We start from the raw sequence: 23,489 nt of genomic DNA, 5'->3' as shown, positions 1-23,489 counted from the left end.
AACTAAACATGGGTGTCTTGTTTAGGGTTAACTAAACATGGGTGTCTTGTTTAGGGTTAACTAAACATGGGTGTCTTGTTTAAGGTTTAACTAAACATGGGTGTCCTGTTTAGGGGAGAATAAACATGGGTGTCTCGTTTATGATGAAAAAAATCAGGTTAATCTCGGCTCATTTCAATTAGACGACTATAGGTACGGCGGAATTCAAATGTGAGGGCCCCCTCTAAATAGAGTTCGTTAAGTGGTACTTCCGTACTTAAGTATAATCGGACTCCTTGGTCATAAAGTTCGTCTATCAGGCTGATAAAACGTCGCGCCATGTCGTCATTTACCGCGTAAGATACAACCCGTTCACCAGTAGTGGTCGCCTGGTTCTCACCTACACCATCTTCTGTGCCTCGTGCTTTAATCCAGCCTCTAACTTTGCCACCTAGTTGAGGCACGCCGCTTAGCATCAGGGTGTTATAGCTCGATGCTATCTCAATGTAATCGAGTTGAGAGCGCGGGCCTTCGCACAATGCGGCAAAATCGAACCAAACCACTGAGTTTTGAATATGCCTTTGGGTAGCCTGAATAACAGGGATCTGACGATGACAAATATCGATACTGGAATGGTTTATTTGTGTTAACGGAATTGCCTGCGTTAACTCCGAAAAAATAGTCGGCAAATCTATGCTTGAGCCAACTCCAATGTAATTTGAAAGGAACTGATCAACTGTGCTGTTAATTTCCACATTTTGTGCATGTAACCGATGATCTTGCTTACCGGCAAGATGCAAGGTTTGGGTATGTTGTTGCAATAAAGCAATGCAAGGCAGAAATTTGTGACGGGCTAGGCCGTTTTCGTATAAACGCTCGGTGGGGATATTTGAGGTTGCCACTAGCACAACGCCTTGTTCAAACAAACAGGTGAATAAACCAGCCAAGATCATGGCATCGCCAATGTCAGATACAAAAAACTCATCAAAACATAAGATACGATTATGTTTTGCCAGATCTTTGGCAATCTGCACAAGCGGATCTTGTTGGCCTGCATGTTCTTTAAGGGCTTGATGGATACGTGCCATAAAACGGTGAAAATGCAGTCTTAATTTGCCCTTAGCCGGAAGGCAATCATAAAACAAATCCATCAAAAATGTTTTACCGCGGCCCACATCACCCCACAAGTAGAGCCCTTTTTGAATGTCGCTATTTGCTCTACGTAGATTGGTGAGTTCTAAGAATAGCGCATTCAATGCCGTTATTGCTTCTAACTGCGATGGGTCGTCCACAAGTTTACTGCCAATTTGCGAACGATAAACAGCAAGGGGAGTGTGCAGAGTTGAAGTCCGACTGACGCCATCAGGCATTTTTAACTATTCCTATTTAGCACTGAAAAAACCAACCAACTTTAACTATTTTTTAGCTGTTTAGGCAAATGAATTTCGACCAACACACAGAACGATGGGAGAGGTCTTATCACTGGGTAAAAGTTACACACTTTGAAAATGTTTCACTTGGTTTACTTATTTTAACTATCCAAATAGCGGTTAGTGAGTATTTACTGTTAAATTTGCTGTCCGCTTAGTTGAAAAACTCCCAGCGCTTAATTTATATTTCAAGATGATTGTAAGTTTAAATAAAATATATTTAATACAATCGCTTAGAGTATTCCTGTTGTTGTTTCTTAATAATCTGACGTGTCTCTTTTGCCGTCAAAAAATGGAATTATTTGAATAGAGTCGGAATCTCATTTCTCACTTCACTATGATTACTTGTAACTGGCATTCACCTTGCTCATACATTGCTAAGTGAATAAATAAATCTGAGTTTTATTAAATCGAAGATTAATCAAACCTGGATTAAAAGTAGTTGGAGAATGATATGAACCTTAAAATGAATGAAGAACATCACCCGGGAAAAGTAGTAGGGGTGTTTGAAGATGAATCTACAGCCAAGAAAACAGCTGAAATCTTAATCACTAAAGGTGGCGTATCCAGCGACGAAGTAGCAGTGGTTTCACCGAAAGATAAACAGTTTGCTAAAAAAATCGAACCTGAAACTAAACAAATTGGTCGCACATTGTTGGCGTCGCATATTATGTTGGGATTAATCGGCTTAGTTATCGGCTTATTAGTGGCCTCTTCTTTGATTATTTCCGGTATTCAATTTGCCGTTTCTAGTCCGATAATGTTGATGATAGCAACAGGTACTTTAGGCACTTTTATGGGGCTGCTAGTAGCAGGAGCCGCTTCTTTAAGACCAGATCATGATTCAGTGGTCAATGAAGTGAGGCAAGGAAGAAAGAACAATCAATGGTCGGTCGTTGTGCAGACCAAAGATAAAAAAGATATTCAGCGAGCCAAACAATTAATGAAAGGTTCGGCAGTAAAACTAGCGGAAACTTTTTAATCATTGTTAATTTAACCGCATCTGTAAAAAGCCTATTTCTTTGCGCTTTGAGACAAATTCTTGTTGGTTAAATAGTGCTACGGGCAATTTCCCAGTAGCAGCAGTAGTAATAGCAGTCAGTCAACGGCCAAGAAGAATTTATCGACCTATTTAAGCAGTGATGGTGTGTGGATAAAACTACGCTGTAACAATGGTGATGAATACACAATAAGAGATTGCGAAAATGGCTACTTCGAAGCGAGTAGTATGGGATTAGGCGCTTGCCACTATAACTCTCAGCTTAAAGCTGCTCAGCAGGTTTGTTCGTCTAGTGGTGCTTTTTAAGACTATTTATCTTTTTTACATTCAGTATAGCTAAATGGAAGGCGCACTTAGTTGCGCTTTTCCTTTATCTACTATGAAGACTTTTGCGATTCGTTGTAGAAAGTGGCTTAAAACTTTGCAGGAATTGGCTTAAAATTGCCAGCTAATAAAGCGGCTCACTTTACTACCTTGATGCATTTCAATGGTGTTAACCTCTTTGACCTGGACTTGCTTTAATTGCCGGTAGATCGCATTTAGATGCTCTTTTTTGGAAACTAAACAGGTAAACCATTGCACTTGTTTGGCAAATTGCTGACTTTCAATAATCATCTTACTGATAAACGCTGGTTCGCCGCCTTTACACCATAATTCGTTGTGCTGTCCGGCAAAGTTAAGATGGGTTTTGTTCGCTTCGCAATAGCGTTGCTCCCTGCCTTGTCTTTTTTGTTTATGTCTAGCGAGGTTACGGTTCTTACGCTGGTTTCCAGCTAATGCGTCTTTTGCATTAGCGTGAAAAGGGGGATTACACATAGTAAAGGTAAATTTATCGTCTGGCTGAATTAATCCTTTGAATATATGCTGGCTATTCTGTTGTTTGCGAATAGTGATCTGCTTTTTTAGATTGTCGTTGTTGGCGACAATATGTCTTGCTGATTGCAGTGAGGCGTCGCTGATATCACTGCCAACAAAGTGCCAGCCATAGGTTTGACTACCAATTATGGGATAAATAACATTAGCCCCCACGCCAATATCTAGTCCTAAAACGTCATTTTGCTTGTTTGTGGTTGCAGTGATTAAGTCAGCAATATGATGAATGTAATCCGCTCTTCCTGGGACAGGAGGGCACAAGAAACCCTCAGGAATATCCCAGTAGCTTAACTTGTAATATTGTTTTAACAGCGCTTGATTGAGGGTTTTTACTGCGCTGGGATCGGCGAAATTGATGGTCGCTCGTCTCCCTTCTTTTTTTATAATAAAGTTTGTGAGCTGTGGAGCGAATTTAACTAGCTGAGCAAAATCATAGCCGTTTTTATGGAGGTTTCTTGTGTGCATTGTATTTAGTTAACTCATTACTTAAGTGGCAACTAGCTATTGTCAGCTTGAAACTTATTTTATCATGATATCCCTTATTACACTTTGATTGTTGTTTTCGTGGATGAAATCAGCGTCGGTAAAATACAGCTAAATTAACCCAGCACAACCAGGCCATGTTGATGAAACAGAGCCGAGTACTATGGCTGTGATGGGACTTGGCCTTTTGAGGGTCGTTTCTTTACGTTGTCCCATGACTAAATAGTTTGCACAATATCCAGTCACTAGCCTCGCTGAAGCGAGACTTTTTTATAGGTGTTGAATTTACTCATAATCTGCTGGATACATTATGTTCCGTGAATTTCTATAAACCTATTATCTCAAATGCTTATAGGAATGACCTTACCGATAGCACCTGACACTTGATCAACAATGCCATTGCCCAAGGCTTTCCATTTAGCCTCACGATTGGCCAATTCAGTTTTCACTTTTTCAACACTTTGTTGGGTCAGTTCTATGGCTTTGTTGATTTCAGCTCCATCCCCCAGAGTGATATCTTGTTGAAGCTTGGTTATTTGTCCTAATATGGCCTCCATGCTTTTGCGGCTTTCGGCCAGCTCACTTTCTATCTCGGAAACTTGTGCTTGCAGCAGGGCTACACCTTTACTCAACTCAGTAGTCATGTCGTCGGCTAAGGCCTCGACTTTTTCATCGATCCAATCATCCATTTCTTGTCTGGCATTATCCGCTATTTTTTTCGCCTCTGGCGGAAGAGCGTCGAAACTAGGTACTAATCTTCTGGTTCTCATTATTCTTCTCCTTGCGACTTAGCAGGCATAGGTGATGCAGCGTGTTGATTGATTAAGTTATTTACATGATTTGGAATTTCGTCTATTAAATCACTGAACTTATTATTAATACTTTTAGTTAAATTCGTTTCTAGGTTATTTAACGTGCCCGTTAGGTTACCTAAACTCTGAAATGCGTTATTCGACAGCTTCCCTAAAAACTGGTCAAAGGTAGAGCTTAATGGCGTCAATAGACCACTAAGCTTACTGCTTATGGCTGTTAATTTGGTTTTGAGGTTATCGCTAGCACCTTCCAAAATTAGTTCGTAAATTGGAGACCTATCAACATTATTTTTTAAAGTTAACAAGGTTTGTAACTGTTGATCGTTTAGTGTATCCAGTTGACCATAGTGAGCAGCTAAACTTGCTTGCAGGCTTAACAGTTGCTTGGCAATGTCTTGAGCCTGATTATTGAAGCTCTTACAATCTGTCCCCGCTGGTGGGTTGATCATTGTGTATTGGGCATCAATATTATCGAACAGAGTCGTTTTATATTTTAATATCTTCTCAAAATAGGTCTCTCGTAAATCCAAATCATCCCTAGAGTGGCGACCTGAAACGGCTAATATTTGGGTCTTTTTAACTATTATTTTTCGACTAACATCCACATCAAGTGGCGTTATGGTTTGTGCATTTTCAAGCTCTTTTAATTGAGCTTCATAAACCTTAAAGGAAGCCTCTAAAGGAGCATATGCAGTATTGAACTGTTGTGGGTATGTTTTATTTTGAAACTCAATTACTTGTTCATAAAAGCGTTGCTTAATTTTAAGTTTGGAATTACTAATTAAAGCTTGAGCGTATGTGTGAGTTCTCTGGTTTATAGCGTCACACTGCTTGCTCAGTTCAGACCCGACTAATTTAACCATCTCCACTTCAGTCGATAGTTGTTGGTTAAAAGCATTGGCAATATTGGCATGTTGTTGAGCTAAGATTTTTTGATTTTCAACGGATCTGTCGGTGAGATTTAACACCGCCTGAGTTGCACAGCCGCTCACTGAGATTACTAGGCTGATTATAATAATAAAATTCACTGGTATTTTCATTTGGAAGTATCCTTCTTCGCAAGTTCAGATTCTACTAACCCGTGGGCAAGCTCTTTAGCTTGACGTTTAATTTCGTCGATAGATTTGGGTTCAGTTGCACTTTTTAAGGCTCTAAGTAATTTCGTTCGTTCCTCATAAATTTTTTGTGGTCCTTCATTTATACTACTTGTTGCTGCTCCTAGTACTTTTTCAATTAATTTGTCGAATAACGAAGCTGTGCGTCTGGAAGCGTAACCAAAAATGAATCCTATTAATGGAAGTGTCCAAACTCGGGCTTCATACGGACCAATGTCAAACCAACCAAACATAATTGCCATCACCATGACTAAGGCTAGAATAGGTCCATAAATAAGTTTGGTATAAGCGACCCAACGCTCTAACGGATTAAAGTTCTGTTTGCGAAGATATTCCGCGGAGTTCACCAATAAGTTAGTTATTACTCCAAAGACTGCCCAAAAGAGAACCTCCAACATAGATAAATTGGGAGATGTCCACATGAAAAGTTTGCTAGGAGGGGATAGGGTATGTAGGTCAATCATTTGTTGACGTTTCAACCTAGATAAAGCAAACAAATTTTGTTTAATGGTGTTAGGTAATAAGTTACTAGCAGCTAGTTTAGTACCAATGTTAGCTACTAGAATGTACGCCTCATCATAAGCTCCCTGATTGACTAGCGTCTCAACAGGAACGATTTGTTGGTGATCATTAAGGTGTGATTTTAATTGAAAAATTTGCGCTTTGGTCTTGGTGAATAGTTCATAAATTGTAGTAGAACGGTCTCTAATTTTGCCTATGGTATGCGTACTTTCCTGGGCGTCAATGTACCAGTCTAAGTCACTTAGGTTTTTGAAATCGACCTCGCCGATTTTAGAAATTTGCGCAAAATACTGCCAAGATATTGCACTATTTAGATTAGACTTAGTGTGCATCAATGTAATGTGAGATGCTAAGTACACTATAATTATAAAGATCAGCAATCCGATTAATTTAAGTATAAAGGATTGCCCGATTGTTCGTGGGGTACGGTTATCCATCCTCATGTATCTCCCAAGTTTTACTGGTAGCAATAGCCAGTAAATCAATGTTAGTTGTCAATTCCTTTGAAACTACATGACAATGTTTAGAAGCTCTTTCTGCTGCTTATTGAACTTGCATCTTTTGGTTATAGACCAAAAAACGCAATGTCGCTAATTTCACACACTCATTAACCAATATTCTTTAATCACTGTTCTTTTTTTTTGGGGGGGGAAGAATATAAAGTGTTGCTTTGAGTAAGCCTACTGAATCGTAAATAGCGTACCTTTGAGTATTAACCTATAAACCAGTATGCTTTATATCTGATTCTATAATGTTGGTGTCAAATGCGCTGGATTGTATTTCTTCTGTTATCGGTTATCACTCTGTACTCGATTTTAGGTCGTGCCTATGGGGTTAATCTCGACCGTTTTGCGTTAGTAATTGGCAATCAAAATTACCAAGTAGCGCCTTTAAAAAATACCCTCAATGATGCGGAAGCTATTTCTGACGCTTTTTTCGAACTCGGTTTTCGAGTGACCACCTTAACTGACGCAAATTCGTTGACTCTACGCCAAGGGATTAATGGGTTCTACGAAGAAGTCGCTAAGGCTGCTGGCAGTCAAAAGCTAGCCGTTGTTTATTATGCGGGGCATGCAATACAAATTAATCATGCCAATTACCTCATCCCTCTTAATATCCAGTTTGAAAGTGAACAGGAATTTGTTGATCAGTTGTATAATCTCTCCCATCTATTTGAACTGATGAAAAGTACTAATGAGTTACAAAACATTGTGATTTTAGATGCTTGTCGTAATAATCCTTTTGAAGGCAGTGGCAACGTTTTAGTGTCTCAAGGTCTAGCTCCGGTGAAAGCTCCGTCGGCTACACTGATTGCCTTTGCCACTGAGCCTGGAGGGATAGCGTTAGACGGCAGGAGCGACAATGGTGTTTATACTAAACATCTACTTAAATACATTTCCGAAAGCATCTCGATTGAAGAAGTATTTAAAAAAGTCCGCTCGGCAGTGGCAAAGGAAACTCGCAATAGGCAAATTCCATGGGAACATTCATCGTTACTTGGAGAGGTCTATTTCAGCCCTCCCAAAAACAAGGAAGTCCCCAATATAGTGGTATTTTGAATGGCTTAAAAAACGTAAGCTAGGCCAACGTGCAAGGAAGTAAAAGATTCATCGATGCCGTTAAATTGAGCGCCGTTATAATCGATATCTTGCTGATAGTCATTTATCTTAAAACGTGTTTGAAACAGTAAGTTGCTGGAAACCGGCATTGTCCAACTTAAGCTATAACTAAATCCTTTGGTGTCACCAGAAACATTTCCTGTTAGATCGTCAAATTCTATTGCCTCTTCTTCCTCTTCTTCATCTGTATTTTCAGAAAAAACGTTGTTTGCCCTTAGGTCTGCGAAAGCGACAGACAGACTAAGACTGCCAGCTTTCTCAAATTGCCAATGATAACTTATCCCAACAAATGGTCCTTTTTGTCGATAACGTTCATCGGTAATGTTAAGTTGATCTTCTTCGTCGATGTCCCGTGGAGTAAATTGAATTTTGGTGTTGCCATATTTGTAACCACCAAATAGCGTCCAATTTTTTGATAGTCGATAGCCTAATGTGATGTCTAGATCATCACGAGATGCTTTACCCGTATCTTCTTCTTCGGATATATCAGCATCCTTCAAGGTGGTCTGTAAGTTGGCTGACAATTGCCAGTTTTCAAGAGTCACGGCGACAGGAATATTGACGCTAGGAAAGCTGATGTCGTGATCGAGTTTTTCGGAAAAGGAAAAGGTGCTATATCCTAGCGATGCGCCAGCTACAAATCGAATGTCTTTAAGTGAAGAGTTTGCAAACGCCGCAGGCGAGGCTATTAGCACTAGTAGCAATCCTGCTAAACAGCGATTGTTCATTATATGCTCTCTTATTGTTATTTTTTTGTGCAATTAGCTAAGACTAATAGTATTGTTAGTAGATAGCAAAAAATAGAGAACATAAATGAATTCAAACAAACCCTTAGTTTCCTTGATATCGATTCTGTTTACCATCTTGTGTTTATGTTTTATTGGCGGCTGTAAGACTACCGATGATAGCTCAGAAGAAGTCGAGTGTCGCAACGAGCAGCAAGAAAGTTGTGATACAGATGACGAAACGGGAAGAGGCTATGATCCCTGTTTAGTGAATGAAAGCTTACCGGTCTGCAAGCCTTAATGGATCCACAAGAACTAAGACTGCAAATTGCGGAAGTAGCAGGAACATGGATTGCTGCTCTAGCTGTGGTTATCGGCGGTATCTTTGGTGTCTTTCAATACTTAGAACATAAAGATGCAGTGCGTGTTGACCGAAGTATGGCGTTTGTAGAGCGTTATCATAGTGATGGCTTATTGATGCAAGCACGGTTAAAAATTACCGACTCAATGACATCCCATGTTGATAACATCAATCAATTATTAACAGATTCAACCATCAAACCAGAGAATGTTGCCAGCCAATATAACGATTTTATAAATAAACAGGTTGAAGCAGATGCATTAGCGGGTTCATTGGACCAAATTTTCACTTTTTATGAGCAGATAATACTGTGTAGAGAATTAGACTTGTGTGACGATGCCGCTGCAGAACAGTTCTTTGATACAGATGGTCGGGCATTTGTTCGCACTTTTTACCCGTACATATGTAACATTCGGGAAAAATGGAATAATCCAGAAAAATATAATCGGCTTTTGAATTTCTATGCGGGTAATGGCAACAGTATCTGTGAATCTTGAACTAATCCCTAAAAATCACGATTTTTATGCTTTTCTACAACTCTCAATAATCCTATGTCGTTGAGTTAACAGTGGTACCTATGGGCTAGACGTTTGTGTTCGAAATAAACGCAAAGGATATTAAAACAGCTAAATGGATAAAAATCATACAGCTACAAAGTTGTTGGGGGTGTAATATTACCCAAAAGTTGAATTTAAAAAAGCGTATTATATATAGCGCTTTTGGTTAAAGTTTGCTGTAATAGATTGATAACAAATAAAATATAAAAACGTGAACTATGCATGCAGGTTGGCGAGAATATCTAAAGCAGCGCTTAAAAACACCATCGAAGTTCTATTCAATAGGGCTTGAATTTGGCGACGATTCTATTCAAGTTTCTGTATTGAATGATGATAAGCAAAATATCACTTGGGTAAAACAGCACCTATTGCCTGTCCACGATTGGCAAAAACACCTTCAAAATTATGTTTCACAAGAATCGTTAACAAATACTCCTTGTCATGTGGTGCTAAGTCCAAGCAAATATCAGATTCAACAAGTTGAAAAGCCGCAAGTAAGTGACGACGAATTGGCACAAGCGTTAGTTTGGAGTGTGAAAGATCTCATGCCAAACCAAGAGGAAATTGTCGTCGACTATTTCGAATTACCGGTGCAAAGCGCTGGGGCAAATAAGGTAAATGTTGTCGCACTGGCCAAAGATAAAGTTGAAGAGCTCACCGACGGCATACTCCATGCTGGTCTAGAATTGAAGAGTATCAGTATTCTAGAGCTGATTATGGCCGATATTGTTGAGTCTAGTGATGATGCGATACTTACTTTGGTTCAGGAATCGGGGCAGGAGATATGTCTGAATATTATCAAACATGGTCAGGTCTACTTTTCTCGACGTTTGCGTGGGTATGAAAACTTACCTACATTTAGCGAAGAAGAATTACAAATGGGAGTTGGCGATAATCTGAGCGTAGAAATTCAACGTTCAATGGATTATTTTGAGAGTCAACTTCGGCAAGCACCGGTTAAGAAAATTCTATTGGCAATCGAATCTCCACACTTAGATAAATTAGCGCAAATGATGCAACAGTTAACTTTTATGACAGTGGAACCTATCCATGTCGAGGTGCCTCATGTTGAAGGGTTAACATACCGTAGCAGCTTCATTGGAAGTTTAGGCGCGGCCTTCGTGCAGAAAAATGGAATTGCCAATGAAAACTAGAATCAATTTTTTTAGAGAAGATTTGAAATTCAAAATTATACTTCTGAATTTGAATTTTCTTTTAGGATTGGCCATTTTGTCTATCATTTGTATTGTGACGGCTTGGTTATGGGCAAGTAATTCACATGCTAACGCTGAACAACAAACGGATTTATTGCTTGCACAAATTGCCCAGAAAAAAGAACTATCCAAATCTTTAATAGAAGCGAAAGATACTCGTACTCAAAGTGCTGCGATTGTGGCCGATGTGGAAAAACATCAGCAAGAATTAGCCATGAAACGCACCATCTTAAATGAATTGGATAGTCGTCAAACGCAAAGGAGTAACGGCTTCTCAAGTCTAATGGTAGATCTGGCGAAAAATCACCATACTAATTTGTGGTTAACCAATATCTTATTGAACGAACGTAGCCTTTATATTGAAGGTGCCACTACTGATTCCAAAGCACTTCCTCAATGGGTATCGCAATTAAATCAAGCTAGTTATTTTGCGGATACTGAGTTCGCCGGAACTCGAATGTTTCGAAATGACAAACAGCAATTACAGTTTATACTCAGTTCAAACCTTGATGATATGAAGGGGAAAGGGCAATGAGTCAGTCTATAGGAAGTCAATATACTGATTTGCTTGCTAAATTTTCCGCCCTTACGACCCGAGAGCGGGCGTTAACAATTATAGCTACACTGTCGGTAATATTATTAGGTGGATACGTATTGATGGTCGAACCCGTTTTAGAAAAATGGGATCGCGAAAAAATGGAAATTCAGCGGCAAACTAATGAAGCTGCAAGTTTAGATGCCAAAATCGCATTATTAGAGCAAACCTTGCAAGAAGATCCCGATGCATCCATTAAAGCGCGTCTGAAAAGCGTTAAACAAAAAATCTCCAAAGCCGATGAGGCGTTGAATGCGCAAACTGAAAATTTGGTGCCAGCGTCGCATATGCCTATATTGTTAGAACAAGTGTTTGCACAATTTGAACAGCTCAAGTTAGTTGAAATGCACTCTATAGCGCCGACTCCTTTACTGAAATTAGAAGAGGAACAAGAGTTAACGGATGTGAATTTGTATCAACATGGTGTGCAAATGACTCTGGAAGGTGGCTATTTTGAGATTCAAAAATACCTACAAAGAGTAGAAGCCTTGCCTTATCAGTTTTATTGGAAAAAGTTTGAGTACAAAGTTGAAGAATATCCGGATGCTTTAGTGCAAATTGAAATTTATACGCTAAGTACAAGTCGTGCATTTATTGGAGTTCGTAATGATTCGTAAATTCACTTTATGCCTTGGATTACTATTGTCTTTTGTACTTGGCGCACAACAGCTTATTGATCCAACTAAACCCAAAGGGGCGGGCTTGTTAACCACTAAAAGCAATGAGGACGAAAATGGTCCAGCGCCTATTGTATTAACCGCTGTGTTTATCAAGAGCAACAGTAAGGTCGCCGTCATAAATGGCGAGTCTGTGCTAGAAGGACAGAGTTGGAGAGGAAACCAAGTGAAAAAAATCAATAAAAACGGAGTCGTTCTAATCGTAGACGGCCGTGAAACAGATTTGTTATTAAATCAATACTCAATTAAAAAAGATGCATCCAATGACTTCTAAGCAAATTGTACTTCTAGGATTAGCGCTGACACTATTTGGCTGCCAATCGACCTCAGAAACTGGGCCCGCTCAAAAATCCATGGACCAAGCTATGGAGCAACAAGTTGAAGCGATGCGGGATAAACAAAGCATGCCGCTAGACAATTTACCCGATGCGGTAAGCCAAGCGTTGTTGCCGGGCCAATCCTTAAGTGAAGATCCACTTTTTGATGAAGAGAAATACGATATTAGTGCTAAGGCCGTCGATGCTGTCAGCTTTTTCGCCGGTTTGGTTGAAGGTACGCCTTACAGCGTTGCTGTCCACCCTGAGGTGAAAGGTGCCATTTCGTTAAGTTTGAAGCAAGTTTCACTCGAGCAAGTGTTTGAATTGGTGTCCGATTTATACGGTTATGATGTACAGAAATTCGATCAAATCTTTCGCGTATTTCCTTCTGGCATGCGAACTGAAACCTTTCCTGTTAATTACCTGTTGATGCAGCGTGATGGTGCAACGCAAACCAGTATTGCCTCTGGTGGGGTAACGCAAAGTGAAAATAACCAAAACTCTAACACCAGTAGCGTCAATAATTTCAGTGGTAACTCTTCCACGGGCAATAATATTGGTGGTGGCTCAAGTAGTAATAATACGAATGGCACTAATATCAGTACACGAACTGAAACCGATTTTTGGTCTGAGTTGAAAGAGACTTTACAGTCAATGGTTGGGGTTGAAGAAGGGCGTATGGTAATGGTGACTCCGCAAGCTGGATTAGTTACTGTTCGCGCGATGCCTGGCGAAATCCGCAGCGTGAAAGAATACTTAAAAGTATCTGAAGAGATCGTAAAACGACAAGTAGTGCTAGAAGCTAGAATCATCGAAGTTTCATTAAGTGATGAATATCAACAAGGCATTAATTGGAATCAAATCGCCAACAGTAATAGCGGCAGTACACAAGTAAACTTTTCTACTACAGCTGGAAATTTTGGTAATCAAATCAGTGCTGCTATCGGTAATGTCACCAGTTTATCGTTTTTAAATGAAGACTTTTCTGGGGTATTAACATTGCTTGAAACCCAAGGTAATGTACAAGTGTTATCTAGCCCTAGAGTGACAGCAACCAATAACCAAAAAGCGGTCATCAAAGTGGGCGACGATGAATACTTTGTAACCGAAGTGTCTAATCAAAATACCATTACCTCAGGCACCACAACGGTCACACCAAATATTGAACTTACTCCTTTCTTCTCAGGTATAGCATTGGACGTTACTCCTCAAATTGATGACAAGGGCGGCGTATTATTGCATGTTCACCCATCGGTAATCGAAACCGATGAGCAAGAGAAAGTCATCACCTTGAACGAAGAGCGATACGTATTGCCTTTAGCTCAGAGCAACATTCGCGAATCGGATACGGTGATTCATGCAAATTCTGGTGAGATTGTAGTGATAGGTGGATTGATGCAATCAATAGTCTCCGAATCAGATTCAAAAACGCCGTTGCTGGGTGATATTCCGTTATTGGGAAATCTATTTAAAAGTAAAAATGATATTGAAACTAAAAAAGAGCTAGTCATTTTACTCAAGCCAACTGTAGTCGATGCAAATACTTGGAAGCAACAATTAAAGCAAAGTCGCGACCAGATGGCTGATTGGTTATACGTGGAATAACACTATGTACCTGTACCATTACGGTATAAAGGAATTACCGTTCACATTAACGCCTAACACCAGTTACTTCTTTGGCTTACCGAGTCACAAAGAAGCGCTAGCTGTGTTAGTTACTGCGCTTAAAACCGGCGAAGGTTTTATCAAAGTAACAGGCGAAGTGGGAACCGGAAAAACCTTGATATGCCGTAAGCTGTTAAATGAATTGCCAGGTGATTTTGTTACTGCCTACATTCCCAATCCATTTCTAAGCCCTGCTGAACTGCGCAGATCAGTGGCCAGTGAACTTAATGTTGCTTTGACGGATCACTCTGATCAGCAAGAGTTTACTCACCGTATTCAACAACGCCTCATTCACATACACCAACAAAACAAAGGGGTAGTATTGATTATTGATGAAGCTCAGGCTTTACCAATGGAGAGTATTGAAGCGTTAAGGTTAATGACCAATCTAGAGACTGAGTCTAGAAAGTTATTGCAAGTGGTCTTGTTTGGCCAACCTGAATTAGATCAAAAACTAGCGTTACCTGAACTACGTCAGCTAAAACAGCGTATTACATTCTCATACAATTTGCGCTTGATGGATGCTGATCAAGTATTCCAATACGTGCGTCATCGCATGGCTGTAGCCGGATATAAAGGCCAAGAGTTATTCAGCAAAAAGTGCTGTGAACGCTTGTTTAAGGCCAGTAAAGGAACACCAAGAATTGTCAATGTCTTGTGCCATAAAGCATTGATGTTGGCCTACGGTGAAGGCAAAAAAGAAGTATCCCTTGAACACATTCGTTTAGCTATCAACGATACGGAAGCGGCGCTGCTGCCAAACAAACATCTACGTCTAATCTTGATTATTGCCGGTTTGATTTTATTAGCGCTAGCGGCAACATTTGCTTATGAAAGTTGGCTGTTATGAGTGTCGTTAATAAAATGCTACAAGATCTGGAAGAGCGCAAAGCTGAGCCAGAATATTCAGCAGATTATCGCCCTTCAAACGAAAAGAAAAAGACGTTGGCATCCATCTATATTTTAATCGCGATATTGATAGTTGCTTTTGCTATTTGGTTGTTTAAAGACAATTTGTTTATGCAAAAGAGCCAGTCGCAAGACGTTGTTGAGATTGCGGCCGAGACTGAAAAAAATATCCAAGAACAGCCTCTTGAGAAGCAAGATCAGCAAGCAAACGTTGTTCATGACGCAGAGAGATTGATGGATTCAACGAATCCTGAATTACAGCTTGGCAATCAGTTAGAACAGCTCAATCAACTGGATAATGAAGATGTTATTGAAGGGCAGCTTCAAAGCACTGGTAACCTTCAAGCAAACGTGCAGGTTGAAGATAATGAATTGCTGCAGTCTGCAAATAATGCAATTGTTCAGCGAGTAGAAGACGATCAGCAAAGTACCCAAATAGAATCTGTGTCGATAGCCGATGTTGAGCAAAAATTGACAAAAATGAAGTCTGCATCAAAACCGCAGGAGTCTGAGAAATTAGAGAATCTAGACACTGTCGACGGTGTCTTCGAAATGAAATCTAGCGACACTGCAATTGATAAAGAACAGTTAAAGCAACAAGTTCAAATCGCCCTTAAACGAGGGGATGATCGAACTGCAATAAACTTACTGGAGAAACTTGTTGAGGTAACGCCTGAGAATACTACTGCCAGAAAACGATTGGCGTCGATGTTATTTGCTCAGGGGAATCATGACAAAGCTGATAAAACGCTGCAAAAAGGCATTGATTTATATCCTGGAAATTTAGAACTGCGAATTATGCAGGCGAGATTATACGACCAGCTAAAAAAACCTGTGCAAGGGTTCGAGTTGCTAATGGCACACACTGTATCTGCTTTTCAAGCGCCCGACTACGTAGCTTATCGAGCAACATTGGCGCAAAAAGCGAATAAGTTTGAACAGGCGAAACTGGATTATCAACAGCTAGCTAAAAGCCAGTCAGCGAATGCAAAATGGTGGCTTGGTTTGGCTGTGGTAGAAGAGCGACTAGGTAATATGAGTGAGGCTTTAGAAGCCTATCGACATGTTAAACAATTATCCCAAATGTCCGTTGAGGTTGAAGAATTTGTTGAGCAAAGAATACGCTATTTGGCAGAGGTTAAATAATGCAGCCTAAAGCTAAAATACGTCTCGGAGACTTGTTGGTTCAAAACAACATTATAACCGAAGAGCAACTCATGCAAGCGTTATCAGCTCAGCGTGAGTCCGGTAGAAAGCTAGGTGCTGTGCTGGTTGAGCAAGGGTTTGTTTCTGAACATAACCTACTGACTTTTCTATCCCAGCATTTAAAAGTACCGCTAATAAGCATACCTGAATACCGGGTGCAGCCTGAAAGTGTGAAGCTACTACCAGAAGTGCAAGCTCGTCGTTATCGTGCCATTGTGTTAGATGACAAAGGCGACCACCTATTGGTTGGTATGAGTGATCCGGCTGATATTAATGCTGTCGATGCGCTATCTTCGTTACTGACTAAACCGCTAAAGCTGGCGGTGGTTTCCCAAGCTCAATTATTTGAAGCCTACGATAGCTTTTACCGACGAACAGAAGAGATTGCTTCATTTGCTCAAGAGCTAGCCGAAGAATATCAAAACGAAGATGAGTTTGACTTCGCAAGTGGCTTAGAATCAGAGCAAGACACCGCAGTTGCTAGGCTGTTACAGTCCATTTTTGAAGATGCGGTGCAGGCTAAAGCGTCGGATATCCACATTGAACCGGATGAAGGTTTGCTACGGATTCGCCAACGTGTAGATGGCATGTTGCAAGAAACCATTATTAAAGAAAAGAATATCGCCTCGGCACTAGTGCTGCGTTTAAAATTAATGTCCGGGTTAGATATTTCTGAAAAACGTTTACCCCAAGATGGTAGAACGCAAGTTCGCATCAAAGGCCACACCGTTGATGTTCGTTTGTCGACAATGCCGGTGCAAAACGGTGAATCTGTGGTAATGCGTTTACTCGATCAATCGGCTGGACTTTTAACCTTGGAACAGACAGGTATGCCTGGTCCATTGCTACGTCGATTGCGGACTTTATTGCAACGCCCCCACGGTATGATTTTGGTTACCGGACCAACCGGATCCGGTAAAACTACGACATTATACGGTGCATTGAGTGAGCTGAATAAGCCAGATACCAAGATCATCACGGTCGAAGATCCTGTGGAATACCGTTTACCTAGAATCAATCAGGTTCAAATCAATAACAAAATCGATCTGACCTTTTCTAACATCTTAAGAACCACCCTTCGTCAAGACCCTGACATTATCATGGTGGGGGAGATGCGTGATGCAGAAACCGTTGAAATTGGCCTGCGAGGTGCTTTAACAGGTCACTTAGTATTATCTACTTTGCACACTAATGACGCGATAAGCAGTGCCATTCGACTCTTGGATATGGGCGCTCCTGGGTATTTGGTCGCAAGTTCTTTAAGAGCAATTATTGCGCAACGATTGGTACGACGAATTTGTGATAACTGCCAAATAGAATATACCCCTAATGAAGAAGAAATGTTTTGGTTGGGGAATATCGATGCCAGTGCTAAAACGGCCACATTTAAAAAAGGGGCTGGTTGCCAAAGCTGCAATCAAAAAGGCTACCGTGGTCGACTTGGGGTATTTGAATTGCTTGAGATGACCGAGCCGATGATGGATGCGTTGAAAAACTCAGACACAGTGGCATTCAGTCATGCAGCATTAAATAGTCCTGGATATTCACCTTTAGCCAGTGTCGCATTGTCTTATGCCAAATTAGGCTTTACCACTGTAGAGGAAGTGCTCAGGTTGGTGGAAATGGTTGCTGAAAGTGAGGGTATAACTCATCAAGACCAAGAACACGACGAAGAACACAAGAGTACAAATAACGAAGGTGAGGTAGATGGCTCAGTTTAATTACACTGGACGGGCATCTAATGGTGAGTTAACCAGCGGCCTAATTGAAGCTGTAGATCAGTCTACCGCTGCAAAAATATTGCTTGGTCGCAACGTAACTCCGCTAAATATTTATGAAAGTACCGAGCAAAGTGGTACTAAAAAACAAAGTAATGAAATTAACTTTTTCACCCCTAAAGTTAGTTTAGAAGATTTAGTTATTTTTTCCCGCCAAATGTATTCGCTTACTCGTGCAGGGATACCCATATTGCGTGCGGTAAATGGGTTAGCAGATTCAACTAATTCGAAGCGCATGGAAATGGCGTTGAAAGACGTTGTTGAGCAATTGGAACGTGGACGGACGCTGTCATCTGCATTGCATCAGCATCCTGAAATATTTAATCAATTATTTGTTTCAGTTGTCCATGTGGGGGAAAACACCGGTAAATTGGACGATGCATTTTTACAGCTATCCGATTATTTAATTCGCGAGCAAGAAACTCGTAAACAAATTAAATCAGCAATGCGTTATCCATTTTTCGTGGTTCTCGCATTAATTGCCGCTTTAATTGTAATGAACATCTTTGTCATTCCCGTATTTGCCGACATGTTTAAAAAGTTCGACGCAGAGCTTCCATTGATGACTCGATTTTTGATCGGCATGTCGGATATGTTTTTAACTAAATGGCCGTTTATGTTAATTGTCATCGGTGGCGTGATTTACGCCATTAGACGGTATTTAAACACCGATGTCGGACGCTATAAATGGGATAAGCGCAAGTTGAATTTACCGGTCATTGGCGGTGTTCTAGAACGTACTTTGTTAGGACGTTTTGCGCGTAGTTTCTCGATGATGTTGGTGTCTGGTGTTCCTCTTACTGCAGCGCTAAATTTAGTTGCTGATGCGGTTGATAATCGCTATATGTCAGAAAGAATCTTGAATATGCGGCGCAGTATCGAAAAGGGTGAAAGTTTATCTCGAGTGGCCCATTCAAGTGAATTGTTTACGCCTTTGGTTATGCAAATGATAACCGTTGGCGAAGAAACCGGGCGGGTTGACGAGCTGCTAGCTGAGGTAGCTGACTATTACGAACGCGAAGTAGATTATGATTTAAAGAGCTTAACGTCTAAAATTGAACCTATATTAATCGTAATTGTGGCGGTAATGGTGCTAATTCTAGCTTTAGGTATCTTTACCCCAATGTGGGAAATGATGGGGGCGTATAAAGGCAGATAGTTAGCCCAAAGCGCGTAATTAGGAAAGAAATTGGATAAAAATCAGGCGGGACAAGAAAGTAGCAGCCAACTATTCGGCAAAATTGTTGTGTTAATAGTGTTTATTACTATTCTCACTAGTTTTGTGCTGTACTTTAATAATAGTTCGCCTGACATGAAATACATTGCAATGGAAAACTTACAACAACGTTTTTCACAAAGTGTGACTAACTCACATTGGCAATGGCAGGCCGAAGGTCGCCCGAGAATTATCGTGTTGGTGCATTATGAGTCGCAGCCTGATAACGATAACCAAGCGGTTGAAAAAGATAGGCGACCGATTGAAATGGGTTTAAATGGCTACCCTAAAGCAACACCTAGCACTGAAGGTTGTGGCAAGTTATGGCAAACCATTCTCAATGTTTCTATGAGTGTGGAAGGGTTTAAGGTATATGCAGAGTATTTTTCGGATACGGATCCTGAAGATGCCGTAGATGATGCAAAATGCCGTTTTAGATTATCTGTTGGACCATATTTTGAATATCAGTTAGCAACGGGACAAGTGAGCGCCTTAAAAAGTTAACGATAAATGAAACTTGGGCTCGGGAAAATTAACGTAAATACAATAATTTACGAAAATAAATTGTGACAAACTAATTATATAAATTAATAATAGGTACTAAATGGAGGTCAATTATGAATTTTTCAAATAATACCTCTAATCAGCTAAAAGGTGGGTTAATCATGCAAACTAAACAACGAGGTTTTACCCTCATCGAACTGGTCGTAGTGGTCATAGTATTGGGGTTGCTTGCAGCTACCGCATTGCCACGAATGTTAGATATCACTAAAGACGCTGAAGATGCGACTGTTGAAGGCGTGGCCGGTGGTTTTGCGACAGGTGTTGGTTTAGTCAGAGCTGCTTGGGAATTAGAGGGACGCCCAGAGGAAAATTTTGGTACAAATAGTACTTCTGTGGTGATTGATGGTGTGCAAGTCGGAATTGACAAAGATACAGGCTACCCCACTGGACAACTCAGTAATGACTCTAGTAGTGAAGATGACAATATTAATAACTTAGATTGTGAAAGTACGTTTAATTTGATTATGCAAAGTGCACCTACAATCTCTTCAGATTGGAATGATCTGCCTTTTGAAGACTATCGTTATTTCACTAATTCGAGTGACGGACAAGGTTCTGGTGGTAACGACTTATGTTTCTACTACCTGACTCAAACGATTAAGAATTTAACGGTAGAACCGACTGATAGAAATTCAGGTAACGGTTTTATATACGACCCTAGAATTGGCCAAGTTGTTGTTTTTAGTAATAATTAAACTAAAGCCTAATAACTAAAAAAAATAACTGTGTATAGTTAAACATACTTATATTAGCTATATCGTTGTTTAAAACAGATTGAAATTTTGACATTATAGAATTTAAAATGAGGATACTACCATGCAACAACAACGCGGATTTACATTAATAGAATTGATCATAGTCATTGTGATCTTAGGTATCTTGGCTGTGACTGCCGCACCAAGATTTATTGACTTAAGCAGTGATGCTACCGCATCTACTCTCAAGGGAGTGAAAGCGGCTATGCAAAGTGGCGCACAACTGGTTTATGCTAAATCAGCGATCGCTGGTCAGCAAACTGTTGCCAATGCTGGTGATGATACGTCAGAAGTATCTGTCAGTGGTGTTGATGTTCAAACTGACTTTGGTTACCCAGATGCTGAGTTGATGACAGAAGCAATGCTAGCCGGTTGGGTACAGTTGGATATTGGTACTGACTTCAATTTTGTGGTTGGTGCTGCAGGCGATACTACGCCTGATGCTGGATCTTTTGGGATTGCACCTGGTTCAGCAATTACAGACTACACTGACGATGAATGTCACGTTATCTACACTGATGCGGCTAACGCAAATAGCGCACCTGTTATTACAGTAGTCGATACTGGTTGTTAATCAGCAAAGCCAAGTAAAACTGGTTTTTGCAGATGAATAACGGTGAGAACATCATCAAATATTAGAAGTGCAATTGGCTTCACAATAGTGGAGCTGGTTGTGGTGATTATTATACTTGGTATTCTTACCGTAGTCGTAGCTCCTCGCTTCCAAACTGGCGGGGGCTTGGCTGAATACACCTACCAAGCGCGACTCATTTCTTCTTTACGCACTATGCAACAACGTGCAATGAACGATACTCGCGACAGTTATTGCTTCCAAGTAAACGTGTTTACAGGAGCAAACTCTTCTTTCGGTCCCCCTACACTTGTTTATAAAAACAGCAGCAGAGCACTTTCTTGTGCGACGACGATAGATACCTCCGAAGACGCTGCGTATGTTGTCGCTAATATAGACGAGATGGATGCTGATAATGTAACTATCACTAGTGGTGGCGGTAGCATACTGTTTAACCGATTTGGTTGCGCAAACAATGGCAGTGGTTTTTGTGCTAACGATATTGAAGTAGTCTTACAGGGCGAAAGTGCGGTGTCGGTATGCATTGAATCACAGGGGTATATACATGCCTGTGAATAGTGCTAAAAATCAAACGGGGTTTACCTTAATAGAGCTGATTATCGGGATTGTGATTTTTGCTATTGCTTTGACCTTTATTACCAGTTTGATATTTCCTCAAGCCCGCAAAAGTGTTGATCCTATAATGCAAGTGCGGGCCACAGAGCTGGCTAATACGCTTATTCGAGAAATTACTGCAAAAGCTTATGACGAAAATAGTCAGAACAATACTCGTTGCAACGATGACTTAAATGATGATGGTGATTTTGATGATGCCGGTGAGTCTGCTTGCACTGCGATAGGCAACTTTGGCCCTGATAGCTCAGAGTTTCGGAGCTATCCCGATTCAAATTTCGATGATGTAGATGATTATCATGGTTTGCAGCAAGGAGCTGGTTATTCCGATGCAATTATCCGTAATTCATTAGGTGAAATACTGTTAGTGAATGGCCAAAACTTATATGCAGGGTTCAGTGTATCGGTATTGGTCACCTACGACGGCGATATGGATGGCATTACAGATAATGATCAGTCATCCAAGCTGATTTTAGTTAATGTGACTACACCAAGTGGTGAAACTCTCCAGTTTTCGACGTATCGGAGTAATTATTAATGGCAAGCTGCAAACATAAGGGCTTTACATTAATTGAATTAATCACGGTGCTGGTGGTATTAAGTGTTGTGTCTGTTGGGATCGCAGGTTTTATTCGCACCGGAACAGAAATATATGTGGACGTGGTTGAGCGAGACAAATTGTTAAGCCAAGGTCGTTTTGCTGTGCAACGAATGAACTTAGAAATAAATAATGCGCTTCCAAATAGCTTACGAATAGCTGGTAATAGTTCAATTCAATGTTTGGAATTTACCCCCATTTTGTTTAGTAGTTTCTATTTTGATTTACCTGTAGCGCCAGAACCTGCTGCTGATGAAGTGAAACTGATTGCGACCGATGCAGCCATCAATGATTATAATTATGAAAGTGGTCAATCCATTATCGTTTATCCTACCTCAGTAGATGACGTTTATGCTGATTCTGATCGTAGGTTTCTGTTGGGGGGCGAGCCTGAATTAGATCCGGCAGATTCTAAAAAGTTGTTGGTACCTTTGGCATCCAGCGAACAATTTGAAACTGAGTCACCCAGTTCACGAGCATATATTACAGGTGCTCCAGTCAGTTTTTGTATTACCGACAATAAACTCTATCGTAAACAACAGTATCCAACCTCTAGTACTCAATCAACATCTCTTGTTGGAGCGGTATTAATGGCGGAAAATATTCAAAATGATTTGTCCGGTTCAACTCAAGATTTGCCATTTCGAATTGCAGAGTCGAGTTTAACCCGCAATGCTTTTGTGATTACCCTGTTAAGATTCGAATTGAATGAGGAGCTCGTTGTTTTTAATAACGAGATACATATTCCTAATGTCCCTTAAATCAGCGCAAAGCAGCCCTAAAAGACAATCCGGGAGCATGATCATAATTGCGTTGTTTGTGATAATTGTCATGGCCATTTTAGGTTTAACCATGGTCAAACTTTTAAGCGCCTCAGCAGATTCAGTGATTCATGAAGTTTATGGTGCTAGAGCATTACATGCTGCCCAATCATCAATGGAGCGCAACATTAAAGAAGCATTTCCACTGACTCAAGATGGTTCTGGTAGCTGTGATAGTTTGAGTACCTTTTCATTTGCTTCCGTGCCTGGTTTGCAAAATTGCCTCAGTGTTTCGAGTTGTACCCTAACCACAGGGTTTGTCGACGAAACCACCCAGTATTACCATTTTGAGAGTACCGGAATTTGCACTGCAGGAAAGGTGACTGCCAGTCGCACAGTAGCGGTTGATGCAATTGTGGAATAAGAATCGCCACCGCAAATCTGTACCATGGTCTTCAGGCCATGGAATATTCCCTATCGAATTGGCTATCAACATTGCAGGGCTAAAGCCACCGCCTACAATCATAAATCTGTAGCATGATCTTCAGGCCATG

General features: G+C 40.5%; 26 protein-coding genes. 20 read left to right on the top strand and 6 right to left on the bottom strand.

From position 1 onward, the window contains the following. Window positions 1–158: 158 nt before the first annotated feature. Window positions 159–1,349, bottom strand: a complete 1,191-nt coding sequence (zapE, locus tag Q4567_RS21065) for a cell division protein ZapE (protein WP_303502240.1) — start codon at window positions 1,347–1,349, stop codon at window positions 159–161. 514 nt (window positions 1,350–1,863) lie between these two features. On the opposite strand from zapE, the gene Q4567_RS21060 reads away from it, so the two are divergent. Further along, window positions 1,864–2,391 (top strand): HPP family protein, encoded by a 528-nt coding sequence (locus Q4567_RS21060; RefSeq protein ID WP_216050490.1) that lies wholly within the window; start codon window positions 1,864–1,866, stop codon window positions 2,389–2,391. A 453-nt stretch (window positions 2,392–2,844) separates the two neighbouring features. Here the strand turns inward: Q4567_RS21060 and rlmF are convergent, their stop codons facing one another. The 4 genes from rlmF to Q4567_RS21040 form a co-directional block, all read right to left on the bottom strand. Then, window positions 2,845–3,747 carry a 23S rRNA (adenine(1618)-N(6))-methyltransferase RlmF gene (rlmF, locus tag Q4567_RS21055; protein WP_303502237.1) on the bottom strand — a complete coding sequence of 301 codons (903 nt, stop codon included), beginning with the start codon at window positions 3,745–3,747 and terminating at the stop codon, window positions 2,845–2,847. Between the two features lie 359 nt (window positions 3,748–4,106). Further along, a complete protein-coding gene (locus Q4567_RS21050; RefSeq protein WP_216050488.1) occupies window positions 4,107–4,535 on the bottom strand; it encodes a hypothetical protein in 429 nt (142 codons plus the stop codon). Then, on the bottom strand, window positions 4,535–5,617 hold the full coding sequence (locus Q4567_RS21045) for a hypothetical protein (RefSeq protein ID WP_216050487.1): 1,083 nt from the start codon (window positions 5,615–5,617) through the stop codon (window positions 4,535–4,537). Before Q4567_RS21045 ends, Q4567_RS21050 begins: the two co-directional genes overlap by 1 nt. Further along, window positions 5,614–6,651: a hypothetical protein gene (locus Q4567_RS21040; RefSeq protein WP_303502233.1), complete on the bottom strand. Its 1,038-nt coding sequence runs from the start codon at window positions 6,649–6,651 to the stop codon at window positions 5,614–5,616. Before Q4567_RS21040 ends, Q4567_RS21045 begins: the two co-directional genes overlap by 4 nt. A gap of 327 nt (window positions 6,652–6,978) precedes the next feature. Here Q4567_RS21040 and Q4567_RS21035 point away from each other — a divergent pair, with 327 nt between their 5' ends. Further along, window positions 6,979–7,773, top strand: a complete 795-nt coding sequence (locus Q4567_RS21035) for a caspase family protein (RefSeq protein ID WP_216050485.1) — start codon at window positions 6,979–6,981, stop codon at window positions 7,771–7,773. A 5-nt stretch (window positions 7,774–7,778) separates the two neighbouring features. Here the strand turns inward: Q4567_RS21035 and Q4567_RS21030 are convergent, their stop codons facing one another. Beyond that, a complete protein-coding gene (locus Q4567_RS21030; protein WP_216050484.1) occupies window positions 7,779–8,561 on the bottom strand; it encodes an outer membrane beta-barrel protein in 783 nt (260 codons plus the stop codon). Window positions 8,562–8,646: 85 nt separating this feature from the next. On the opposite strand from Q4567_RS21030, the gene Q4567_RS21025 reads away from it, so the two are divergent. The 18 genes from Q4567_RS21025 (at window position 8,647) to Q4567_RS20940 (ending at window position 23,359) form a co-directional block, all read left to right on the top strand. After that, window positions 8,647–8,859 carry a hypothetical protein gene (locus Q4567_RS21025; protein WP_303502229.1) on the top strand — a complete coding sequence of 71 codons (213 nt, stop codon included), beginning with the start codon at window positions 8,647–8,649 and terminating at the stop codon, window positions 8,857–8,859. Next, on the top strand, window positions 8,859–9,416 hold the full coding sequence (locus Q4567_RS21020) for a hypothetical protein (protein WP_252729419.1): 558 nt from the start codon (window positions 8,859–8,861) through the stop codon (window positions 9,414–9,416). The genes Q4567_RS21025 and Q4567_RS21020 overlap by 1 nt, the downstream gene beginning before the upstream one ends. Window positions 9,417–9,694: 278 nt before the next feature. Next, on the top strand, window positions 9,695–10,630 hold the full coding sequence (gene pilM / locus Q4567_RS21015) for a type IV pilus biogenesis protein PilM (protein ID WP_303502226.1): 936 nt from the start codon (window positions 9,695–9,697) through the stop codon (window positions 10,628–10,630). Next, window positions 10,620–11,225 carry a PilN domain-containing protein gene (locus tag Q4567_RS21010; protein ID WP_216050481.1) on the top strand — a complete coding sequence of 202 codons (606 nt, stop codon included), beginning with the start codon at window positions 10,620–10,622 and terminating at the stop codon, window positions 11,223–11,225. The genes pilM and Q4567_RS21010 overlap by 11 nt, the downstream gene beginning before the upstream one ends. Beyond that, complete coding sequence (locus Q4567_RS21005) at window positions 11,222–11,902, top strand: type II secretion system protein GspM (RefSeq protein ID WP_216050480.1); 681 nt, start codon at window positions 11,222–11,224, stop codon at window positions 11,900–11,902. Before Q4567_RS21010 ends, Q4567_RS21005 begins: the two co-directional genes overlap by 4 nt. Beyond that, window positions 11,892–12,236 carry a hypothetical protein gene (locus tag Q4567_RS21000; RefSeq protein ID WP_216050479.1) on the top strand — a complete coding sequence of 115 codons (345 nt, stop codon included), beginning with the start codon at window positions 11,892–11,894 and terminating at the stop codon, window positions 12,234–12,236. Before Q4567_RS21005 ends, Q4567_RS21000 begins: the two co-directional genes overlap by 11 nt. Continuing rightward, window positions 12,226–13,884 carry a pilus (MSHA type) biogenesis protein MshL gene (gene mshL / locus Q4567_RS20995; RefSeq protein ID WP_303502222.1) on the top strand — a complete coding sequence of 553 codons (1,659 nt, stop codon included), beginning with the start codon at window positions 12,226–12,228 and terminating at the stop codon, window positions 13,882–13,884. The genes Q4567_RS21000 and mshL overlap by 11 nt, the downstream gene beginning before the upstream one ends. A gap of 4 nt (window positions 13,885–13,888) precedes the next feature. Next, entirely contained in the window at window positions 13,889–14,794 is a 906-nt protein-coding gene (locus tag Q4567_RS20990; RefSeq protein WP_216050477.1) for an ExeA family protein, read from the top strand. Then, window positions 14,791–15,999 carry a lipopolysaccharide assembly protein LapB gene (locus Q4567_RS20985; protein WP_303502220.1) on the top strand — a complete coding sequence of 403 codons (1,209 nt, stop codon included), beginning with the start codon at window positions 14,791–14,793 and terminating at the stop codon, window positions 15,997–15,999. The genes Q4567_RS20990 and Q4567_RS20985 overlap by 4 nt, the downstream gene beginning before the upstream one ends. Continuing rightward, window positions 15,999–17,780, top strand: a complete 1,782-nt coding sequence (locus Q4567_RS20980) for a GspE/PulE family protein (RefSeq protein ID WP_216050475.1) — start codon at window positions 15,999–16,001, stop codon at window positions 17,778–17,780. The genes Q4567_RS20985 and Q4567_RS20980 overlap by 1 nt, the downstream gene beginning before the upstream one ends. Then, complete coding sequence (locus tag Q4567_RS20975; protein ID WP_303502217.1) at window positions 17,767–18,996, top strand: type II secretion system F family protein; 1,230 nt, start codon at window positions 17,767–17,769, stop codon at window positions 18,994–18,996. The genes Q4567_RS20980 and Q4567_RS20975 overlap by 14 nt, the downstream gene beginning before the upstream one ends. A gap of 30 nt (window positions 18,997–19,026) precedes the next feature. Beyond that, window positions 19,027–19,557: a hypothetical protein gene (locus tag Q4567_RS20970; RefSeq protein ID WP_216050473.1), complete on the top strand. Its 531-nt coding sequence runs from the start codon at window positions 19,027–19,029 to the stop codon at window positions 19,555–19,557. A gap of 161 nt (window positions 19,558–19,718) precedes the next feature. Further along, the gene (locus tag Q4567_RS20965; protein WP_216050589.1) at window positions 19,719–20,312 is read left to right on the top strand and encodes a prepilin-type N-terminal cleavage/methylation domain-containing protein; all 594 of its coding nucleotides are present in this window, start codon (window positions 19,719–19,721) and stop codon (window positions 20,310–20,312) included. 121 nt (window positions 20,313–20,433) lie between these two features. Then, the gene (locus Q4567_RS20960; protein ID WP_303502215.1) at window positions 20,434–20,946 is read left to right on the top strand and encodes a prepilin-type N-terminal cleavage/methylation domain-containing protein; all 513 of its coding nucleotides are present in this window, start codon (window positions 20,434–20,436) and stop codon (window positions 20,944–20,946) included. 42 nt (window positions 20,947–20,988) lie between these two features. Then, entirely contained in the window at window positions 20,989–21,522 is a 534-nt protein-coding gene (locus Q4567_RS20955; RefSeq protein ID WP_303502213.1) for a prepilin-type cleavage/methylation domain-containing protein, read from the top strand. Next, the gene (locus Q4567_RS20950; RefSeq protein ID WP_216050471.1) at window positions 21,509–22,114 is read left to right on the top strand and encodes a prepilin-type N-terminal cleavage/methylation domain-containing protein; all 606 of its coding nucleotides are present in this window, start codon (window positions 21,509–21,511) and stop codon (window positions 22,112–22,114) included. The genes Q4567_RS20955 and Q4567_RS20950 overlap by 14 nt, the downstream gene beginning before the upstream one ends. Beyond that, window positions 22,114–22,935, top strand: coding sequence for a prepilin-type N-terminal cleavage/methylation domain-containing protein (locus tag Q4567_RS20945; protein WP_216050470.1), 822 nt, complete (start codon window positions 22,114–22,116; stop codon window positions 22,933–22,935). Before Q4567_RS20950 ends, Q4567_RS20945 begins: the two co-directional genes overlap by 1 nt. Before the next feature lie 91 nt (window positions 22,936–23,026). Further along, window positions 23,027–23,359, top strand: coding sequence for a type II secretory pathway protein (locus tag Q4567_RS20940; protein WP_303502210.1), 333 nt, complete (start codon window positions 23,027–23,029; stop codon window positions 23,357–23,359). The last annotated feature ends 130 nt before the right edge of the window (window positions 23,360–23,489 follow it).

Source organism: Aliiglaciecola sp. 2_MG-2023, from assembly GCF_030548145.1.
Taxonomy (GTDB): domain Bacteria; phylum Pseudomonadota; class Gammaproteobacteria; order Enterobacterales; family Alteromonadaceae; genus Aliiglaciecola; species Aliiglaciecola lipolytica_A.
This window is presented reverse-complemented; position numbering and strand designations above follow the sequence as displayed.

What these genes read in the sequence shown, in the direction of transcription:
- zapE (WP_303502240.1), bottom strand. Translation starts at nt 1,349, where the DNA reads ATGCCTGATGGCGTCAGTCGGACTTCAACTCTGCACACTCCCCTTGCT.
- Q4567_RS21060 (WP_216050490.1), top strand. Translation starts at nt 1,864, where the DNA reads ATGAACCTTAAAATGAATGAAGAACATCACCCGGGAAAAGTAGTAGGG.
- rlmF (WP_303502237.1), bottom strand. Translation starts at nt 3,747, where the DNA reads ATGCACACAAGAAACCTCCATAAAAACGGCTATGATTTTGCTCAGCTA.
- Q4567_RS21050 (WP_216050488.1), bottom strand. Translation starts at nt 4,535, where the DNA reads ATGAGAACCAGAAGATTAGTACCTAGTTTCGACGCTCTTCCGCCAGAG.
- Q4567_RS21045 (WP_216050487.1), bottom strand. Translation starts at nt 5,617, where the DNA reads ATGAAAATACCAGTGAATTTTATTATTATAATCAGCCTAGTAATCTCA.
- Q4567_RS21040 (WP_303502233.1), bottom strand. Translation starts at nt 6,651, where the DNA reads ATGGATAACCGTACCCCACGAACAATCGGGCAATCCTTTATACTTAAA.
- Q4567_RS21035 (WP_216050485.1), top strand. Translation starts at nt 6,979, where the DNA reads ATGCGCTGGATTGTATTTCTTCTGTTATCGGTTATCACTCTGTACTCG.
- Q4567_RS21030 (WP_216050484.1), bottom strand. Translation starts at nt 8,561, where the DNA reads ATGAACAATCGCTGTTTAGCAGGATTGCTACTAGTGCTAATAGCCTCG.
- Q4567_RS21025 (WP_303502229.1), top strand. Translation starts at nt 8,647, where the DNA reads ATGAATTCAAACAAACCCTTAGTTTCCTTGATATCGATTCTGTTTACC.
- Q4567_RS21020 (WP_252729419.1), top strand. Translation starts at nt 8,859, where the DNA reads ATGGATCCACAAGAACTAAGACTGCAAATTGCGGAAGTAGCAGGAACA.
- pilM (WP_303502226.1), top strand. Translation starts at nt 9,695, where the DNA reads ATGCATGCAGGTTGGCGAGAATATCTAAAGCAGCGCTTAAAAACACCA.
- Q4567_RS21010 (WP_216050481.1), top strand. Translation starts at nt 10,620, where the DNA reads ATGAAAACTAGAATCAATTTTTTTAGAGAAGATTTGAAATTCAAAATT.
- Q4567_RS21005 (WP_216050480.1), top strand. Translation starts at nt 11,222, where the DNA reads ATGAGTCAGTCTATAGGAAGTCAATATACTGATTTGCTTGCTAAATTT.
- Q4567_RS21000 (WP_216050479.1), top strand. Translation starts at nt 11,892, where the DNA reads ATGATTCGTAAATTCACTTTATGCCTTGGATTACTATTGTCTTTTGTA.
- mshL (WP_303502222.1), top strand. Translation starts at nt 12,226, where the DNA reads ATGACTTCTAAGCAAATTGTACTTCTAGGATTAGCGCTGACACTATTT.
- Q4567_RS20990 (WP_216050477.1), top strand. Translation starts at nt 13,889, where the DNA reads ATGTACCTGTACCATTACGGTATAAAGGAATTACCGTTCACATTAACG.
- Q4567_RS20985 (WP_303502220.1), top strand. Translation starts at nt 14,791, where the DNA reads ATGAGTGTCGTTAATAAAATGCTACAAGATCTGGAAGAGCGCAAAGCT.
- Q4567_RS20980 (WP_216050475.1), top strand. Translation starts at nt 15,999, where the DNA reads ATGCAGCCTAAAGCTAAAATACGTCTCGGAGACTTGTTGGTTCAAAAC.
- Q4567_RS20975 (WP_303502217.1), top strand. Translation starts at nt 17,767, where the DNA reads ATGGCTCAGTTTAATTACACTGGACGGGCATCTAATGGTGAGTTAACC.
- Q4567_RS20965 (WP_216050589.1), top strand. Translation starts at nt 19,719, where the DNA reads ATGCAAACTAAACAACGAGGTTTTACCCTCATCGAACTGGTCGTAGTG.
- Q4567_RS20960 (WP_303502215.1), top strand. Translation starts at nt 20,434, where the DNA reads ATGCAACAACAACGCGGATTTACATTAATAGAATTGATCATAGTCATT.
- Q4567_RS20950 (WP_216050471.1), top strand. Translation starts at nt 21,509, where the DNA reads ATGCCTGTGAATAGTGCTAAAAATCAAACGGGGTTTACCTTAATAGAG.
- Q4567_RS20945 (WP_216050470.1), top strand. Translation starts at nt 22,114, where the DNA reads ATGGCAAGCTGCAAACATAAGGGCTTTACATTAATTGAATTAATCACG.
- Q4567_RS20940 (WP_303502210.1), top strand. Translation starts at nt 23,027, where the DNA reads ATGGTCAAACTTTTAAGCGCCTCAGCAGATTCAGTGATTCATGAAGTT.